This window comes from Campylobacter sp. P091, from assembly GCF_002138935.1.
GTDB lineage: Bacteria > Campylobacterota > Campylobacteria > Campylobacterales > Campylobacteraceae > Campylobacter > Campylobacter devanensis.
In genome coordinates this window covers 15,537-33,355 of record NZ_MJKZ01000009.1, presented here as the reverse complement: position 1 = coordinate 33,355, position 17,819 = coordinate 15,537, and the positions used below count along the sequence as shown (strand labels likewise).

Genomic DNA, 17,819 nt, shown 5'->3' with positions numbered 1-17,819 from the left:
CAAAAGCCCCAGATAGAGCTCCATTATTAAAAGATGAAAAAACACAAACACCAATCTTAACTAGCTCAAATAATCAAGATGGCTTTGATCCATTTACCTTACCTCTAAGTCTAAGATCACTTGATACAGGTATGCCTTTAGTAGTCAATTTAGGTAAATCAGATGAGACTTTTAATTATAATCTAAGAGAGGTTAAGGCATTTGAGCCAACTATAATTGATGAGATTAAAAGGGTTGATAGCTTTGCAAATTTAAGCCTTGAGTATGTTCAGTTTGTATCAGCTAATGATATAAATGAGTGCTTAGGAATAGATGAGAGTGGATTTTTTACTTTAAAGAATTGTATTGGGGATTTAGATAGAAAGAAATTTGAAACTGTATTTCAACTCATTCCACTACTAAGTGACGCTGTAGAGATAAGATCACTAGTCTTAGGTGGTAAGGAGTGTATAAGCACATTTTTTAACCCAAATTTAGAACCATGGCAAAGAGTAGGAATAAATAGATGTGAATTAAGAGAGGGCTTTAGCGTAGATACATCTAAACTTTGGGCGATAATGCCTGAAATCAAACAAGCAGCTATAATCCAACCGGTGGATTGAGTTAAGATAATTGATTATTAAATTTATAAAATATATCAATTTATTATCAAATTTGGTTGAAATATAGGTTTTAAGAAAATCAATTAATATCAATAAAAGCTTGATAGTCTTGCGGGATTCCAATATCAATGAAGTAGTCATCAAATACGCAGCCTCTAGCTTTGAGAGCTAAAAAATTATTTTGAAAAAACTCTTCAAATGAGAATTTGGCATTTAAACTAAAATCGTCAAATATATCTTTACTAACTAGATAAATTCCGCCATTTATAAATCCATCGGATCTGAATTTTTTCTCATTAAATGCTGTTATATTATGATTTTTATCGATATTTACACTCCCATATCTATCAAAATTATTCATATGTTTTAAAGCTACGCAAATTTTGCTATCATCTAGTTTTAAATTGTTTAGATTTATATCAAAAATTGTATCACCATTAAGTATATATACGCTATTTTGATCTACTAATTTTAAAGCTTTCACAATTGCTCCACCAGTGCCTAGTGGCTCATCTTCTATGCTATAGACAATCTCCATATCTAGATATGAATTTTGAAAATAATTTTGTATTATTTCATATTTATATGAAACGGCCAAGATAACTTTTTTGATATTTTGTCTTTTTAAATACTCTAAGATAAATACTAAGAAAGGTTTGTTTTTAACAGGTGCCATAGGTTTTGGCAGGTTTGGTAATACGCTTTTAAGGCGTGTCCCAAGTCCGCCACATAAGATGATTGCTTCTTTAGGGCTATTCATCTATTTAAAACCTTTTCCAAATATCTCTTCTTCTACGATAGCACAAATAATATGCCCTATAACAATGTGGGATTCTTGAATTCTAGGAGTGCAATTTGATGGCACTTTGATACAATAATCACACAAATCAGCCATTTTGCCGCCACTTTGACCAGTAAGCCCTATGGAGATTATCTCTTTTTCTTTACATACTTTTAGAGCTTCTATGATATTTGTGCTATTTCCGCTTGTTGATATTCCTATAAAAATATCACCTTTTATGCCTTGGGCTTGAACTTGTCTAGCAAATAATCTATCATATCCATAGTCATTGCAAATAGCTGTTAAAATGCTTGTATCAGTAGTGAGGGCTATACTAGGAATTCCAGGCCTATCAAAATAAAATCTACTTACAAACTCACCTGCTATATGTTGGGCATCAGCAGCACTCCCGCCATTGCCAGCGAGCATGGTTTTAAAGCCATTTTTGTAAGCATTTGTAGTGATTAAGGCCACCTTTTGGATAAGCTCTATTAGGACTTTATCTTGTAAAATTTGATTTTTTACTTGTATTGAGTCTTCAAAATGACTTTTTATATATTGATTTATAATTTCCATGATTTTGCTCCTTCTTTGGTAAATGAGAAGTCTTGGACATATCCTGATTGTTGATTTAAAATTTTAATTAGATTATATTTTTTGATTGGATCTACTAAGAAAAACATAAATCCACCCGCTCCAGCTCCACTAGTTTTGCCGCTATATGCGCCATTTTCCATAGCTAGATCATAAATTCTTTCTAATTCATCATTACTAACTATATCGGAGATAATTTTTTTAGATTTCCAAGATTTGCCTAAAATTTGAGCTATAGTATCAAAATCAGCTCTAAATAGAGCCTCTTTCATAGCTACTGCATCTTGCTTTATCGCATGCATTGCTTCAAGTGATTTGCTATCTCCTAATTTGCCTTTTTTGTGCTCTTCTATATCTTTGGCTTCTCTAGTAATGTTGGTAAAATATAAAACTACTCTAGATTCAAGCTCGCTAGCGATCCAATTTTTGATCCTTAATGGATTTACAATCACTCTTTTATTATCATAAAATTCCATAAAGTTAAATCCGCCAAAGGTGGCAGCGTATTGATCTTGAGCGCCACCTACAATTCCTAAGTCTTCACGCTCTATTTCATAAGCAAGTTTTGCTATATCATATTCTCCAAGTGGTAGATTTAGCCATTCTGTGAATGCTTGAATTATTCCTACGACTAAAGTAGAGCCCCCACCAAGGCCACTTCCGCTAGGGACATCTGAATATGTATGTAGTGAAAAACTTAAAGGTTTATGGGCAAAATCTTTTACAATGCGATTATAAACTGCCTTAAAAATATCTAAATTTCCATCATTTTCTAAATGCGATTTGCTATCGTATTTTGCGTATGAGTTAGTATCTGGCGAATCAAATATAATTGTATTATCATCTCTTGGGATTAATGTGCAATGAATATAAAGGGATATCGTAGAGTTTAAAACATAACCAGTGTATTTATCACAATATAAATTGATATCTGTACCGCCACCAGCGAGTCCTAATCTAAGCGGGGTTTGAGAGCGAATAATTTTCATAAAATTTCCTAATATTTTAAAAAATGGGACGATTAATTAAAATAAAATCTCAAAGGATAAATATGACAATAGCATATATAAGAGTTAGCACTAATAAACAAGATTTAAACGCACAAAAGCTACAAATATTTGAATATTGTAAAAATCAAAATATCGTAATTGATGAAGTTATAAGTCTTGAAATTAGCTCTACAAAATCACAAGAAAAAAGAAAAATCCAAGAGTTAAAATCTAAATTAAACGCTGGCGATATGCTTTTAGTTACAGAAATATCTAGGCTAGGTAGAAATATGCTAGAGATAATAAACATAGTATTAGAATTTACAAAAAACGGCGTCAAACTATGCTTTTTAAGACAAATGGAATTAAATAACTTTAATAATCCAACTTTTAAATTGATACTTTCTATTTATGCTTATTTAGCCGAAATAGAAAGAGATTTTATATCTCAAAGGACAAAAGCTGGACTTCATAACGCAAAAGCCAAAGGAAAAATCCTAGGAAGACCTAAGAATTCATTTAATAGCTTCTATGATAAAGATATTGATAAGATTAAAAAATTACTAGAATCAAAACACTCAATAAAAGAAATTTGGACTATTTTAAATTATAATAAAACCAAAAGCTATGTTGGTTTTTACTACTTTTGTAAAAATAGAAAATTAATATAATAGTTTAATACTAGTTTTAATTTATTTAGGTTATAATTAATTGTCCCCATAATACCAAATGTTCCGGCTTGTTTGCCTTTATATTCGGCACCCATTGACTCGCAATTATCTTCTAGCAAAATTATATTTTTATCACAAATCATAGCTTTAATAGTATCAAAATCATTTGGATTTCCGAGTAAATTGACACACATTATCATCTTTGTTTTATCGCTTATAGCGTTTTTTTAATGCTTCTAAATCATAATTTAGTGTATGTAAATCTACATCAACAAATTTGAGTTTAAGGCCATATTGATAAAGTGGGTAATATGTAGTGCTCCAAGATACGGCTGGGACTATTACTTCATCGCCTCTTTTTAGTTTATTTTTTTTGGTATAAAATAGCGCTGCAGTTGCGATTAAATTCGCTGTCGAGCCTGAGCTTGTCATAACGGCGTATTTTGATCCGACAAATTTAGCGAAATCTTTTTTCAAATTCGGCTACTTTCTTGCCCATTGTAAAGATATCGCTTTTGATAACTTCATTAATGGCGTTTAACTCTTTTTCATCCCAAGTAGATGAAGATAAAGAATAATCTTGCATACTAACTCCTTCCTAAAAGTTAAGTAGAAATTATACAAAAAATTTGCTTAAAATAGTAAATAGGTTTTTGCAATAAAGACTTTACTAAAATGGGATTTAAACTAAAGGAATAATTATAACACCAAGTTGTTTTAATTTAAATTTAATAAATTTTTATAAATAAAATTTATTAAATTTAATTATATTACTTAAAAGCATAGTATTGATATTTCAAAATAACAGTTTGAATTGATTCAAACTGTTAAAATTTACCACCTATCTTTTTATACTCTTTTTGAATATTTTTACATTTAAACCATAACTTTATATATCCATCTTTATACCAATTTTTACTAGCCTCTATCATAGCCTTTCCAAGGATTCGCCTAGTTTATATATTAGCTGGTTTTTAATGTGGGATTTGGCGGTTTGATTTGTTGTTTGATTGGTTATTTGGTTGGTGAGTGATTTATACTCTTGATTTAATTTAGATAATTGAGCTTTTAGATTTTCGTTTTCTTGGAGTGCGTTGTTGTATTTTAAATTTATTTCATTATCAAGACCTAGCTCTTTTTCTAAGATTTGAGCTTTTAGTTTTTTGTTTATTAGATCTTGTTCTAAATTCGAAATTTCTAAGGATTGTTTTTTGATAGGATAGGAGTTTAAAGTATCCTCTAAGGATTTAAATTTAGAGAGCATTTGCATATTTTCTTTAGTTTTTTCATCTAATTGCAGTTGCAATTCTGATGATTTATCTTGTAATTTTTTGAGCTCTATATCCTTTTGAGTTAAATTCTGAGTCATTATATTTAGTTGTATATCAAATAAGTTTAACAAGCATATATTAGATTGATCATATAATTCTTTTTTTGCATATTTATAACACGTTATAGCATCATCATTTTTTCCCAATGCCTCTGAAGCTTTTGCAGCCATAAATGAAATATATGGATAATCTGGATTAGCATATAGTATAAAATTATTAAAGACTTCTTCAAAGGCATATCTGCCACCCCAATATTTTGATACGAATAAACGATTAAACTGATTAAATCTATTTGTTAAATAGTTTGATAGCAAACAATTAGATTGTTCGACATCTTGTTTTTTTAACAAACAATTTACAATATGAATTCTATATTTATCATTTTCAGGATCAAATTCTAGAGCATTTTGTAGATATTTTTGTAAAATTTCTAATTTTTCATTGCATTTTTCTCCATACATAAATAAGCAAAAACAAGAATATGCCCTTTGCGAAGGACTTAAGTTATCCAAGACTCTATAGTATGTTTGTAGCCACTTGTATAAAGTTGGAATATCTATATCATTGTGTGGATGAATCCATTTTAAACTAGGGTTAATACCATAAGCTAGTTTTACTAATGCTGAATGTGTACCATATAGCAATGTAGCCTTAGACATAAACACAACATCATATATAAAAAGTTCTAAATTGGAATACTTATCTATATCTCTAAATTCCTCTATTAATTTGACATTGTTATTATTTGCTATTTGTTTTAATTTTCTCATAGATGATATATCATCGCCTATTATAATAATATTCTCATTTTTATGTTGTTCGATTATACCTAAAGCAAACTCGTATGGGGTGGCATGATTAGTAGATTGTCTATTGCATAGTCTATACTCAGCATAAGTATAAATAGCATCACCACTTCTTAGGTGTATCGCAATAAAATTATCTAAATCAGCTGTATGAAGCTTAGCTAAATCAATCATCTTTACAATATTGTCATTAAATTCTATTTTATCCCACATTAAGGCTAATTGGGATCTATATTCAAATTTATTAGAATATAAAAAATCAAGATATCCAATCTCAATTTTTAAATAATCAGATTTATTATATAGCTCTTTCAATTTATTAATATCTTTAATAGGCCAAATTTGATTATCTGTTTCATATTTTTCTAAATAATGTTTTTGTATAAAATTATCTGTAAAAATGCTCTCTTTGCGTTCGCAACTAGCTCCGATGATAATGGTATCATTAAAGCCACGCATCTTTGTATTATTAGCATCAGCTAATTCTGATTTGTCTTTAAATCTTGTTTCATTCCATAGAAATCTCATATTATCTATAGATGATAGCTTTGTAGCTACTGCCATAGCGTTAATCATTGAAAACAATCTACTACCTGTCTCATCGCTACGATTCATAACAACTAATTTTTTATAATTTTGATTCATTAATATTAAACCTTTTTATTCGCAACATATGTTTTTAAATTTTTATAAATTCAATCATTTCATTTAAAGCACTACTTGCTAAACAAAGAATTCTATCTGCCCCCCCCCAGAAGTAGAGAATGCTAAGATGTTGTTTCTTAAAAGATATAACTCTAAATCAATCTCATCTTTTGATATATTAAATTCATTTTTAAGAATATTGATGGTTTCTTTTATTTTTTCTCGTTTTTCAAGATAGATATATATTCTAAGTTTAGCCCAAGTTAGCATCAATTTATCATTGCTATCTATTTGCATATTTTCTAAAGTATCTAGTACCCACTCTATCTCCTCTTTAGAATTACTATTTTTAGACAATATTCCTTTTATTAGCTCTATTTTGATATGAGTATTAAACTGGATTTTATCTTGGATACTTAAAATAAACTTACTAGCCTCATATCCATTGTTTGATTGTAATGCACAATATAGATATTGTTCTACATCAGATATATCTATGGTTCGAGAATTTTCCAAAATATATCTATATCTACAAGATGCTTCATAAAAGTACTCGTGCTCTAAGGCATCTTTAGCTTTTTGCCTTATTTGTTCTATTGTAATTTTTGATTCATATGGTTTATCAAGCTCTAAAATTGCTTGATAAATTCTCTCACAACATTTACCATCTCTAAAAGCAAATGTATTTTCTATACTTGATCTATGTGGCTCACCTACTTGACAATTATTTTTTCCTAAATTTTTTAACTCTATTAAAAGCTCTTCTTGGGTAGTGACAACAGGGCCAAAACCATCTCTTTTATAATCAAAATATCCTTTAGTATATGTATGACTATTAAAGAACTCTTCTTCATCAAATTGATAGTAGATTACTGGTTTTTTAAGATATCCCATTTCAAAGGCTGCACTAGTATAATCAGTTATCATTAAATCTGATTCTTGAAAATATTTTTGAAATGATTCTCCATCTTCTCTGTATCCAATTTTAATATAATTTGGAATATTTAAATAGTTTAATATATCTCTCATATTAAAGTGCGGTACAAATGTAATTGTATAATTGTAATCATTGATTAGTTTTTCTAACGTATTGCTATTGAGCAAGGATAACCATTTAATAAAATATTCAGACTCTAAGAAATTATCTGCTATTTTTCTATCAAAAGTTTTTTTTTCTAGGCAATACTAGATAATTTCCCCATGTAGGCATAATCATTATATTTTTATTATTGATCCTATTACCAGCCAATAAGCTATCATGTCTAGCTTGACCCGTTAAAGCTACTTCTTTTTTTGTCAATCTATAACGCAGATCGCTATCAACCAAAGATTTAAATTCACCATAAGTAGTGCTAGTTCTTAATTTTATGTTATTAAGACGATTAAAATAATCAGATAGATCCACAGCATCCACGCCATGACCTAAAAATACAAATTTTTGACTATTGCTTAATTTAACTTGATAACCTTGTGGAGTATGAGAGCTTATAAAAAACTTGCATTTTTTGGCAATTTGATAAAACTCTGTGCTATAACACTCAACTAGATTAAAGCCATCTTTTTCTAATCTTGACCAATCAGGGCAATCCTTCATTAAAGCAAATACTATTTTTTGATTTGAATAATTTTTTGCTACATATCTATATAATCGTTCAGCATTATCATCGGCTTCTATAGCTCTATCAATAAACAGACATATATCTTCTATGTTATTATATAGATCAAATTCTTTGCGAATGCTATTGATGCTATAATCATAATTTTTAAATCCTATCATAGATTGCTTGCCATCAATAAAGATTTGTAACTTATCTTTTGAAAATTTAGGAACATGTACCCAAAGTAATTTTTCATAGCAAAATACTTTGTCTAAAAAATTATGCTCTATAATTTTTTCATAATCATGATAAACTTCATTGCCATCAAATCTTATCGATTATATAGATGTTTTTTGTCTGCTATAATATCGCACAAGAATTTGCTCTTTAACGCAATCATAATCTATTATATAAGATATATTATATGGTAATGCATCATGTTTAAAGCAATTCAAAATTCCAAATTTATAAAAATAATTATTCCCATTGGCATTAAAAGAGGATATGACTTCGCTGTCTGTTAATTCAAATATCTTATTCAATAAGTTTTGATATTGCTCTTTTTCTTGATCGCTCAAAAAGGCAATTTTTTGGGCATTATCCACAAGATTTCTAATTTGGTATATAATCATAGAAAAAGCGGAGTATTGCGCATGCAAAAATAAGCCCTTATTTTTATTTCTGCTATCAAGCAATGTTTTTAAACAAATATTTATAGCATCAAGGTAATAGGCTTTATCCTTACCGCTTCTATTCATTGTAGAGTTAGCAGCTTCTCTTTTTCTTATATAGTATGTACATTGCGGTAAATATGTAACTTTGTGATTTAAATTGCAACTTAGATAATAATCAATAGTAAAAGCCATATCTTCATAATATTGAATTTCATAGAAGTTGATATTATTATCTAATATATTTTTTATTAAAAATATGGAGCGTGTAGAGCTTTGAACTTCCATTCTTAGATTTTGTATAACTTTTACAACAAGCCCTTTATCATGTTTAAAATGTGATAACAGATGCTTTTGATAACTTTTAAACTGTTCAAAATATAACATCTGTTTAGCATGAATAGTAGCTATATTTTTATTCTTCGCCAAAAACTCATCTACTTCATAAAAGTAATCCCTATCTATAAAATCATCTGGATCGGTGAAGGTCACCCAAGAGAATTTATCTTTTAAACTATCATTTTCTTGTAAATATTTTAACCCCATATTTCTAGCACTTGATTGACCGCCATTTTCTTTATGAATGTATGTTATATTTTTGGGATATTTGCGCTATTATCGATTGAGCCATCATCAACTAAGATTATATGGATATTATTTTTAAAATCCAATCTTTGATTTATGATCGATTTAAAGTAATCATCCAAATACTTCTCTACATTATAAACAGCAGAAACAATAGCGTATTTACAATATCCATATTTTTTCTTTGGGGTTGCGGATTTGACTTTGTTTTTTAATGGAATATATCTTTTTAAAAACATATCTTTAAAAAATAATTTTGGCTCTCTTTTTAGCTTATTAATCTTTTTTTGTAGTGACATTTATGCTCCAATATATCAATAAATTTTACTTATCAAAATTCCTAATTTATAAGATTTATGTTTTAGCACTTTTAGTGCATAATCTCTATCCCAGTAGTTATCTATATCAAATTCATATTTTTTAGTGTAGGATTTGTCTTTTAAAATTTGATATATATAAAATGGGGTTTTTAAAAAATGTTTTAGTGAGATTTTAGAGCTAATTAATATTAAGCCAATCCAGTAATAAACACTTGATTGCACAAGAGCGAAGGCTCCGATATTATGCTCTTTGGCGTATTTTTTAGCCATAGGTAGATATCTCTTATACCCAAGCGGATCATTTGAGAAATTTGATAAATTCAAAGCCAGCATACAATAACGATTTAAAAAGGTTTTTTCTAAAAATTTATATGTATTTTTATTGTTTTTAAAATCCTTAATGGCAGATGAGAGCATAACAGCAGCACCGCCACAGCGATAATATTTAGAAAATATCATAGGATTATTGTAAAAATATTTTAGATATTGTTTTAACCTAGATGGGACTAGGCTATTGATTTTACCGCCGTAATTAATAGTGCTATCTTTTCTTATTGTGTAGTTATAGAGCTTTTTAGGCAGGATGCTAATTTTATTAGCCTTAGCGAACAATACAATCCCAAAATAGTTATCCTCGCCGTGAATATCTAAAAATCTTAAATTTATATTTTTTAGATAATTCACATCTATCATCACCCAGCAACCACTAGCAAAACTATGTAAATTCATATTTTGGCTTAATTCTAACCACTCTTTATTTGAGATGATAGTTTTGTTTTGCAGATTATAATTTTCAATACTAGTTAGAAATATTTATATTAATTATGATGAAATAGTATTTTTTCATAATAATTTTTTATATGTTTTTAAAATAAATTTTGATATAGTTTCACCATATCATTAATCATTTTTTAAGGTTTGCGAGTTAAGTATGAGTGTCGGCGTTGCCCCCCCTTTTTTTTCTTTTTTGAGTTTTACTTGCGATATTTATTTAAAGTCCATGTTATTACAAGCTTATAAATATATTAAATTCGCATTGTGCGGCTTAGTTTTAGATGAGGTGAAAGATTACATATGCTCTTAATTAGTATAAAAACTATAATCTTCAAAACAAAAAATCACTAAATAAAGGTTGTTAATATGTATGATTATTTAATTGTTGGTAGTGGATTATTTGGAGCCATTTTTGCCTATGAAGCAACCAAAAAAGGCAAAAAATGCTTAGTAGTAGAAAAACGAAATCACATTGGTGGCAACTGCTACACAAAGCAAGAAAACGGCATAAATATCCATTTATATGGAGCTCATATTTTTAGAACTTCAGATAAAGAAATTTGGGATTATATGCAGCAATTTTGTACTTTTAACCACTTTATAAACTCACCAATTGCTAATTATAAAGGTGAAATTTATAATCTACCTTTTAATATGAATACATTTTCTAAAATGTGGAATATAAAAACCCCAAAAGAGGCTCAAGAGATTATAAACAGACAAAAGAATGAGATCACAACAGAGCCAAAAAATTTAGAAGAACAAGCTATATCCTTAGTAGGTAGAGATATTTATGAAAAATTAATTAAAGGCTATACGCAAAAGCAATGGGGAAGAGAGTGCAAAGAGCTTCCAAAGTCTATAATTCGTAGAATTCCAGTTCGTTTCATATATGATAATAACTATTTTAACGATCCGTATCAAGGTATTCCAATAGGTGGATATACTCAAATTTTTGAAAAGTTATTAAAAGATTGTGATCTTTTATTAAATACTAATTTTTTACAAGATAGAGATAATTTATCTAAAAAAGTGAAAAAAATTATATTTACTGGAACAATAGATTCATATTTTGATTATAAATTTGGCGCTTTGGAATATAGGAGTTTAGATTTTAAACATGAAACTTTAGATATTGATAACTATCAAGGTGTAGCTGTGGTGAATTACACTGAGTATGAGATACCATATACAAGGATTATAGAGCATAAGCATTTTGAATTTGGTAATCAAAAAGGCACCATCATATCAAAAGAGTATCCAGCTAATTGGAATAAAGATATAGAGCCATACTATCCTATAAATGATGAGAAAAATCAATCCTTATATGAAAAATATCAAGAACTTGCTAAAAATGAACCAAATGTATATTTTGGCGGAAGACTTGGCGAGTATAGATACTATGATATGCAAGATGTCATCAAATCAGCCTTAGAATTTAGTAAGAAAGAATTGAATTTAAAAAAATAAAAAAAAAGGGGGGGGGTAAGTAAATGCAACCAAAAGTTTCTATCGTAATACCATCGTTAAACTCTATAAAATATATAGATGAATGCCTACAAAGTGTAATTAATCAAACTCTAAAAGATATAGAAATAATCTGCGTAGATGCTAATTCTACCGATGGAACGCTTGAGTATCTAAAGGATTTAGAAAAAAAAGATAGAAGAGTAAAGGTAATAGTATCAGACAAAAAAAGCTATGGCTATCAAATGAACCTAGGTATAAACGCAGCTAATGGCGAGTATCTAGGTATAGTAGAAAGCGATGACTATATCAAGCTTAATATGTATGAGAGATTATATAAAGTAGCTAAAGAGCAAGAGTGCGAAGTTTTAAAGTGTGATATAGAGAATTTTTGGGGAAGTGGAGATAATAAGGTATTTAAATACGCTCCTATTAGCTATAGAGATGATCTATATGGTAGATTATTTGATAAAAAATTATTAGAAAAAACTGATCCAAATTTAATTATTTCTTTAATAAAAGATACTTGGCCTATGAACCAACCTGGTTTATATAGATTGGATTTTATTAATAAATTTAATATTAGATTCAATGAAACTCCAGGCGCTTCATATCAAGATACTGGGTTTTGGTTTGCTATGCAGATTTTAGCTAGGAAAATTTACTTTTTAAATGAAGCTCACTACTATTATCGACAAGATAATGAAAACTCATCTTGTAATAGCAAAGCCAAGGTTTATTGTATTTGCGATGAGTATGATTTTATGCATGCTTTTTTAGATAAATATCCAAAAGAAAAATCAATTTATAAATATGTCCTATCTTATATAGAATTTCGCGGGTATTGCTGGAATTTGGATCGTATATCTGATGAATTCAAATTTGAGTTCTTGCTTAGACTTCAAAAAGATTTCAAAAAGATTATTGATAATTGCGAATTAGATAGAAGCTATTTTGCTGAGTGGCAACTTCAAATGCTTGATAGGATACTAGAAAATCCAGAGCAATACTATATAGACACATACCAAAAACCATTAGGTGCTATAAATAGAGTCCAAAACCAACTATCTTATAAGCTAGGTAGCCAAATACTAAAAGCCAAATCACCTACAAAGATGCTAAAGTTGCCTTTCACCCTAATATCGATTATTAAAGAACACAAATTTGAACAAAGAGTGCTATCTATACTCTACAAACAAAATCCTAGTTTAAAACCACTACCATTAGAGTCATATGGGGATTACTATGAAGCTTTAAAATATAAAGAGCATTTAAGTTATAAACTAGGTCAAGCTTTGATAAAAAATCCTATTACATTTATTTTTAAAATACCTACTATCTATAAAAATTTTAAAAAGGCCAAATAATGACAAACGATAAAAAAGTAGGAGTCATAATCCCTATATATAATGTAGAGAAATATTTAAAAGAGTGCTTGGATTCTGTAATTAATCAAACATATAAAAATTTAGAGATAATCTTAGTAAATGATGGTAGCACTGATAATAGTCTAGATATAGCCAAAGATTATGCCAAAAACGACCCTAGAATAACCATCATTAATAAACAAAATGGCGGCCAATCAAGCGCTAGAAATGTAGGGATTGAATATTTTAGTGGTGAATATTCTTTGGAATATTGCCAAAATATTGATGGATTAGAGGAATATAATATAAAGGGCAATAATCCGCTTCAAATATACAATATCTTAAATCAAAACAAAATAAATGTCATACCGCAAATTGATTATTTAATATTTTTAGACTCTGATGACTATTGGGAACTAGAGTGCTTGGAAGAGTGTGTAAGTAGAATGGAGGGGGTGGATATAGTATGGTTTGATGCTAAGACCTTTTTTGATGGGGCTAAGAGCGATTGGGTATCGACTTTAAAATGGTTAGATTATAATTACGAGCAGATAATTACTCGTATAAACTGGCTAGATCGCATCAAAATCAGACAACAGAGTTTTTTTTATTTTGCTTGGCAAGGGATGATTGATTTTAAATTTTTAAAAGATATTAAACTTAAATTTATAAATCATATAATTCATGAAGATGATCATTTTGGGATATTGATGTTTTTACAAATTAGAAAGGTTTATATATTACCAAAAGAATTATATAACTATAGAATTAGAAATAATTCTACTGTTACATACGATATAGAAGTGCCTAAAAATAGAATTCCGCTTTATTTTAGACATCATCTATCTATTTTTGATAATAACCCGACATTAACATATAAGTATTTTTATACCAGCTCTATGTTTCAAACTACATTAAAAATTATAGAGTTTTTACAAACTCAAGATCTATATACCAAAGCAGTCTTTACAAAATATCTTTTACCCTCATATATAGATATATCTTTAAATATCATAAATGCCAAATCAGATCCATTAGGTTTAATCTCGCAACTACCTACCCTGGAGCCTTATACAGACATACATAGAAAGGTATATGGTGCTCAAAACATAATAAAAGATAGCACAATTTATAAAATTGGCTTTACGATTCTTAGAGCTAAAACAATTAAAAAGATATTAGCCCTTCCTAATCAAGTATCTACTTTCATTAAAAATGAAAAAGAGGTTAAAAAGCTCTATAAAGATAGAATAATCAAATATCCCTTCGCCAAAAAGCCAGATATTCAAAACTACACAGATTATCACGAAGTATCAAAAATCAAAAGCCACCTATCCTATAAATTAGGTATAGCAACTATGAGAGCATATAAATTTAGATATTTTGGTGGATGGCTTGCTTGGCCTTTTTGTATCGCATTTACAGCAATTAAATTTAAATTAAATCAAAAAAATAAAGGCAAATAAGATGCGAAAGATAAATTTTGATATTCTATTTAATGAGATGGCTTGTACCAAAAATGTGTCGTATATCTCTAATTATCACGCTCAGTGGTGTTGGGATGTAGTTTTAAAGCATAATGGAACGATAGATGTCATCATAGATGATTTTTTGTTATACAATAGATTAAAAACCGAATCCAATAATAAAAGTATAAAATTATCGTATCAAACACTATCTAAAAAACCAGAATTAAAACTAAGCAATTGCGACGGACTTGGCATATCGCCTAGATTTTATAATCGTTTTAAAGACACGCTTCCAACGACCTTATCGCTTAACTCTTGGATTATGTTGATTAAAAATAAAAAAAATATATTTTGGCTTGATCTTCATATAAATTTTGATAACTATCATATTTTAAAAGAGTTTATAGACAATAAAGAGTTATTTGAGCAAATTCCATATATTACCTTATACATAGATCAATTATTGTTAGAAACAATGGAATTAACACAGATAAATAGCATACTTAAAAATATATACATATCAAATTAAAAAGGAAAATCGGATGTCTAAAGAGATAGAAGAGTTTATAGAGTATTTAAAACAGGAAGCAAAAAAAACGCTTCCATATAATGCAAAAAATGGAGATAATAATATATTTAAAGTTCAACGATATGAGCATGAAAAATATGATTGCGAACTGTCCCAAATGTTAAGCAGAGATAAAGAAGCTATAGATACCTTTAAAGAAGTATATTCTAAAAAATACTTTGAGTTAAAACATCCTTTTAAAAATGATATTATCACAAGGGCCGTCTATACAAATATTTTTGAAAAATTAGGATTTTATGGTATATTTTTTATTGATAAGGATAATAAATTTCCATGGATACTTTATTGGCTTGATAATCAATTTATTATTATTTGCAATGAAGGTATTTTTAGCCATTGGCAACTTTTATATAATTGGTGTAATGGGAAATTTTCTAATGGTTACATTTGGACGATACGTAATTTTATTAACGATATTATAGCTGAATTAATGCGAGAAGACATTACTTATAAAGATATAGCATTTTGTATATCAATAGAACATACTAGGCCATACCATTATTTCATGGATTCATTGTGTTGGTTATATGCATTTGATATTAAACAGCCAATATCAAATAATAAGATGTTTTTTAAACCAAAACAATGTAGTTTTAGCAATGAAGATTTTTTAAAAATTCCAGTTAAATTTCATTCAATAAGACATGGTGAATATATAAACCATATGTTAAGCAAGGTTGTTAATGAATCTTTATCAAATTTTACTTTAGATAATACACACAACCACGATCTTACTATCTGGCTAGGCATACCTGGAGAGAGAAGAACTTGGCTAACTCAGCTTGAAGGAATACCATCTATCTTAAAAAATATTGCCAGATACTTTCCTAAAATCAAAGTCTATGTAGATGGTATGACAGCATATGATGGAGAGAGAATAGAAGTAGCTGATAATTTAAAAGCATTTAAAGCTATAAAAGCTGAAGTTGATAAGCTTAATCTAGATATAGATATGGAGTCTCTAAGTGGATATGATTATAGAAGTAAAATTTGCTATTGTTCTACTTGTGATATAGCTATTAGTGATGTAGGCACTACGGCACTTGTCCCTTTTCGCTTTTGCAAAAAACCTGGCGTTATTTTTTTTGCTTCCGAAACTTATGGAAAAGAAGATATTAAACAAATAAAAAATCAAATACCTAGTATACTTGCTATAGATGCATCTTTTTTGAAGTCAATTGCTAACAAAGAAAACGCCTTTGCCTTTAACTTCCACATCCCATGGCAACATCTATACAACCTAGCTGCACAATCCTTAGAAGAGATTAAAGGTATAAAAATGCATAGGCTAGATGTGCCGCCAGTTGAATTAGTTGCCAAACAGTATGATCTAGAACAAGAATTAGGCATTAAAATTCCTATAGAGAGCATAGCTTTATTTGATGAAGTAAAACAAGAGCTAAATAAAATATCAAAAGAACAAAAATCAAACAAAGAACTTTTAGAGAGCATAGCTTTATTTGATGAAGTAAAACAAGAGCTAAATAAAATATCAAAAGAACAAAAATCAAACAAAGAACTTTTAGAGAGCATAGCTTTATTTGATGCAGTAAAACAAGAGCTAAATAAAATATCAAAAGAACAAAAATCAAGCAAAGAACTTTTAACACAAATCATATCTAGCAGTATGATTTTACAAAACTATGTAAATAACAAAAATTTACAAGATCAATCAATCATAAATCAAAATAAAAATTTAATTGCTGAGTTGCTGTATTGCAAAGAACAAAACTCAATATTAGAACAAAAGTTAGCCCCAAAAGCCAAATCCCGTATCCACAACCAACTAAGCTATAAGCTAGGCCAAGCTATGATAGCAAACTCTAAAAGCATATGGGGATATATAAGAATGCCTTATGTATTAAGCTATATAAAAGATATGCATAAAAAAGAACAAATAGCCTATAATGAAAAAATCAAAACCGATCCAAATGCCAAACTTCCACCACTTGAGTCATACCCAGATTACAAAGAAGCCTTAAAAGAAAAAGAGTGCCTAACATACAAACTTGGAGAGGCTATGATAGAAGCCGATAAAAGCCCACTAAAACTAGGATACCTAACTATATGGTTTAAGTGCAAAAAGATTCAAAAAGAGTGTAAAAATAGATAGATAAAACATCTATTCTTTAAAACATTGATATAAATTTAGTATTAAATACAGATTGATTTTTGCTAAATTTATATCTTTATATCCAAAAATCTCTTTTAATAACTCTCAAAATTAAATCTAAATCCATTAATTTAATAATAATTTTCAAGATTATAAAATCTCTATATTGTAGGCATATTAGGGCTTAGGTGTAGATTAATTAAAATATAGTAATAATATATAATATAATTAAATTAATTTTAAGTGTTACTAAGTTACAATTTATCCATATAAATTATCAAATAGTTAATTACTATATATTTGATATATCTTATTATCTAGCAATTGACTTTTAATAAAATCCATATTAAAGGATCCAAATGTCTAAAATAGCTATTCTTAGCTCTTACATCTTTGTTATTCATATCTTGTAGTGCTAAACCATATATAGCTGATAGAGATGATGAT

The 17,819-nt window shown here is 28.5% G+C and carries 14 protein-coding genes and 2 pseudogenes; 7 read left to right on the top strand and 9 right to left on the bottom strand.

Going from position 1 to position 17,819, the window contains the following annotated elements:
* Positions 1-602 (top strand): hypothetical protein (locus CIGNP91_RS08655; RefSeq protein WP_086253870.1); only part of this gene is annotated, 602 nt, incomplete at its 5' end.
* Between the two features lie 79 nt (positions 603-681).
* On the opposite strand, the gene hddC is transcribed toward CIGNP91_RS08655, so the two are convergent.
* From hddC to hddA, 3 genes are read right to left on the bottom strand one after another with little or no spacing between them, the layout of a single operon-like run.
* The gene (gene hddC / locus CIGNP91_RS08070; protein ID WP_086253869.1) at positions 682-1,362 is read right to left on the bottom strand and encodes a D-glycero-D-manno-heptose 1-phosphate guanosyltransferase; all 681 of its coding nucleotides are present in this window, start codon (positions 1,360-1,362) and stop codon (positions 682-684) included.
* A complete protein-coding gene (gene gmhA2, locus CIGNP91_RS08065) occupies positions 1,363-1,959 on the bottom strand; it encodes a D-sedoheptulose 7-phosphate isomerase (protein WP_086253868.1) in 597 nt (198 codons plus the stop codon).
* Positions 1,947-2,966, bottom strand: a complete 1,020-nt coding sequence (gene hddA / locus CIGNP91_RS08060) for a D-glycero-D-manno-heptose 7-phosphate kinase (protein WP_086253867.1) — start codon at positions 2,964-2,966, stop codon at positions 1,947-1,949. Before hddA ends, gmhA2 begins: the two co-directional genes overlap by 13 nt.
* 62 nt (positions 2,967-3,028) lie before the next feature.
* Between hddA and CIGNP91_RS08055 the strand changes: the two genes are divergently transcribed.
* Positions 3,029-3,637: a recombinase family protein gene (locus CIGNP91_RS08055; protein ID WP_086253866.1), complete on the top strand. Its 609-nt coding sequence runs from the start codon at positions 3,029-3,031 to the stop codon at positions 3,635-3,637.
* 35 nt (positions 3,638-3,672) lie between these two features.
* On the opposite strand, the pseudogene CIGNP91_RS08050 reads toward CIGNP91_RS08055, so the two are convergent.
* The 6 genes and pseudogenes from CIGNP91_RS08050 to CIGNP91_RS08035 all read right to left on the bottom strand — a co-directional run.
* Positions 3,673-4,223: pseudogene (locus CIGNP91_RS08050) on the bottom strand (DegT/DnrJ/EryC1/StrS family aminotransferase); the annotation flags it as partial.
* Between the two features lie 342 nt (positions 4,224-4,565).
* Positions 4,566-6,419, bottom strand: a complete 1,854-nt coding sequence (locus tag CIGNP91_RS08045) for a hypothetical protein (RefSeq protein ID WP_086253865.1) — start codon at positions 6,417-6,419, stop codon at positions 4,566-4,568.
* 78 nt (positions 6,420-6,497) lie between these two features.
* Positions 6,498-7,523 (bottom strand): CDP-glycerol glycerophosphotransferase family protein, encoded by a 1,026-nt coding sequence (locus CIGNP91_RS08865; protein ID WP_336526421.1) that lies wholly within the window; start codon positions 7,521-7,523, stop codon positions 6,498-6,500.
* A 55-nt stretch (positions 7,524-7,578) separates the two neighbouring features.
* Entirely contained in the window at positions 7,579-8,196 is a 618-nt protein-coding gene (locus CIGNP91_RS08860) for a CDP-glycerol glycerophosphotransferase family protein (RefSeq protein ID WP_272889806.1), read from the bottom strand.
* Positions 8,197-8,355: 159 nt separating this feature from the next.
* Positions 8,356-9,512: pseudogene (locus tag CIGNP91_RS08795) on the bottom strand (glycosyltransferase family A protein).
* 75 nt (positions 9,513-9,587) lie between these two features.
* Positions 9,588-10,322: a hypothetical protein gene (locus tag CIGNP91_RS08035; protein ID WP_086253864.1), complete on the bottom strand. Its 735-nt coding sequence runs from the start codon at positions 10,320-10,322 to the stop codon at positions 9,588-9,590.
* Positions 10,323-10,733: 411 nt separating this feature from the next.
* Between CIGNP91_RS08035 and glf the strand changes: the two genes are divergently transcribed.
* The 5 genes from glf to CIGNP91_RS08790 are packed head-to-tail and all read left to right on the top strand — an operon-like array spanning position 10,734 to position 17,372.
* Entirely contained in the window at positions 10,734-11,837 is a 1,104-nt protein-coding gene (gene glf, locus CIGNP91_RS08030) for a UDP-galactopyranose mutase (protein ID WP_086253863.1), read from the top strand.
* Positions 11,838-11,860: 23 nt separating this feature from the next.
* Positions 11,861-13,201, top strand: coding sequence for a glycosyltransferase family 2 protein (locus CIGNP91_RS08025; protein ID WP_086253862.1), 1,341 nt, complete (start codon positions 11,861-11,863; stop codon positions 13,199-13,201).
* A complete protein-coding gene (locus CIGNP91_RS08020) occupies positions 13,201-14,667 on the top strand; it encodes a glycosyltransferase family 2 protein (RefSeq protein ID WP_086253861.1) in 1,467 nt (488 codons plus the stop codon). The genes CIGNP91_RS08025 and CIGNP91_RS08020 overlap by 1 nt, the downstream gene beginning before the upstream one ends.
* 1 nt (position 14,668) lies before the next feature.
* Positions 14,669-15,199 carry a hypothetical protein gene (locus CIGNP91_RS08015; RefSeq protein ID WP_086253860.1) on the top strand — a complete coding sequence of 177 codons (531 nt, stop codon included), beginning with the start codon at positions 14,669-14,671 and terminating at the stop codon, positions 15,197-15,199.
* A gap of 13 nt (positions 15,200-15,212) precedes the next feature.
* Positions 15,213-17,372, top strand: a complete 2,160-nt coding sequence (locus tag CIGNP91_RS08790; protein WP_086253859.1) for a hypothetical protein — start codon at positions 15,213-15,215, stop codon at positions 17,370-17,372.
* The last annotated feature ends 447 nt before the right edge of the window (positions 17,373-17,819 follow it).

Excerpts from the sequence above, each read along its gene's own strand:
- hddC (WP_086253869.1), bottom strand. The coding sequence starts at position 1,362 with ATGAATAGCCCTAAAGAAGCAATCATCTTATGTGGCGGACTTGGGACA.
- gmhA2 (WP_086253868.1), bottom strand. The coding sequence starts at position 1,959 with ATGGAAATTATAAATCAATATATAAAAAGTCATTTTGAAGACTCAATA.
- hddA (WP_086253867.1), bottom strand. The coding sequence starts at position 2,966 with ATGAAAATTATTCGCTCTCAAACCCCGCTTAGATTAGGACTCGCTGGT.
- CIGNP91_RS08055 (WP_086253866.1), top strand. The coding sequence starts at position 3,029 with ATGACAATAGCATATATAAGAGTTAGCACTAATAAACAAGATTTAAAC.
- CIGNP91_RS08045 (WP_086253865.1), bottom strand. The coding sequence starts at position 6,419 with ATGAATCAAAATTATAAAAAATTAGTTGTTATGAATCGTAGCGATGAG.
- CIGNP91_RS08860 (WP_272889806.1), bottom strand. The coding sequence starts at position 8,196 with ATGATAGGATTTAAAAATTATGATTATAGCATCAATAGCATTCGCAAA.
- CIGNP91_RS08035 (WP_086253864.1), bottom strand. The coding sequence starts at position 10,322 with ATGAATTTACATAGTTTTGCTAGTGGTTGCTGGGTGATGATAGATGTG.
- glf (WP_086253863.1), top strand. The coding sequence starts at position 10,734 with ATGTATGATTATTTAATTGTTGGTAGTGGATTATTTGGAGCCATTTTT.
- CIGNP91_RS08025 (WP_086253862.1), top strand. The coding sequence starts at position 11,861 with ATGCAACCAAAAGTTTCTATCGTAATACCATCGTTAAACTCTATAAAA.
- CIGNP91_RS08020 (WP_086253861.1), top strand. The coding sequence starts at position 13,201 with ATGACAAACGATAAAAAAGTAGGAGTCATAATCCCTATATATAATGTA.
- CIGNP91_RS08015 (WP_086253860.1), top strand. The coding sequence starts at position 14,669 with ATGCGAAAGATAAATTTTGATATTCTATTTAATGAGATGGCTTGTACC.
- CIGNP91_RS08790 (WP_086253859.1), top strand. The coding sequence starts at position 15,213 with ATGTCTAAAGAGATAGAAGAGTTTATAGAGTATTTAAAACAGGAAGCA.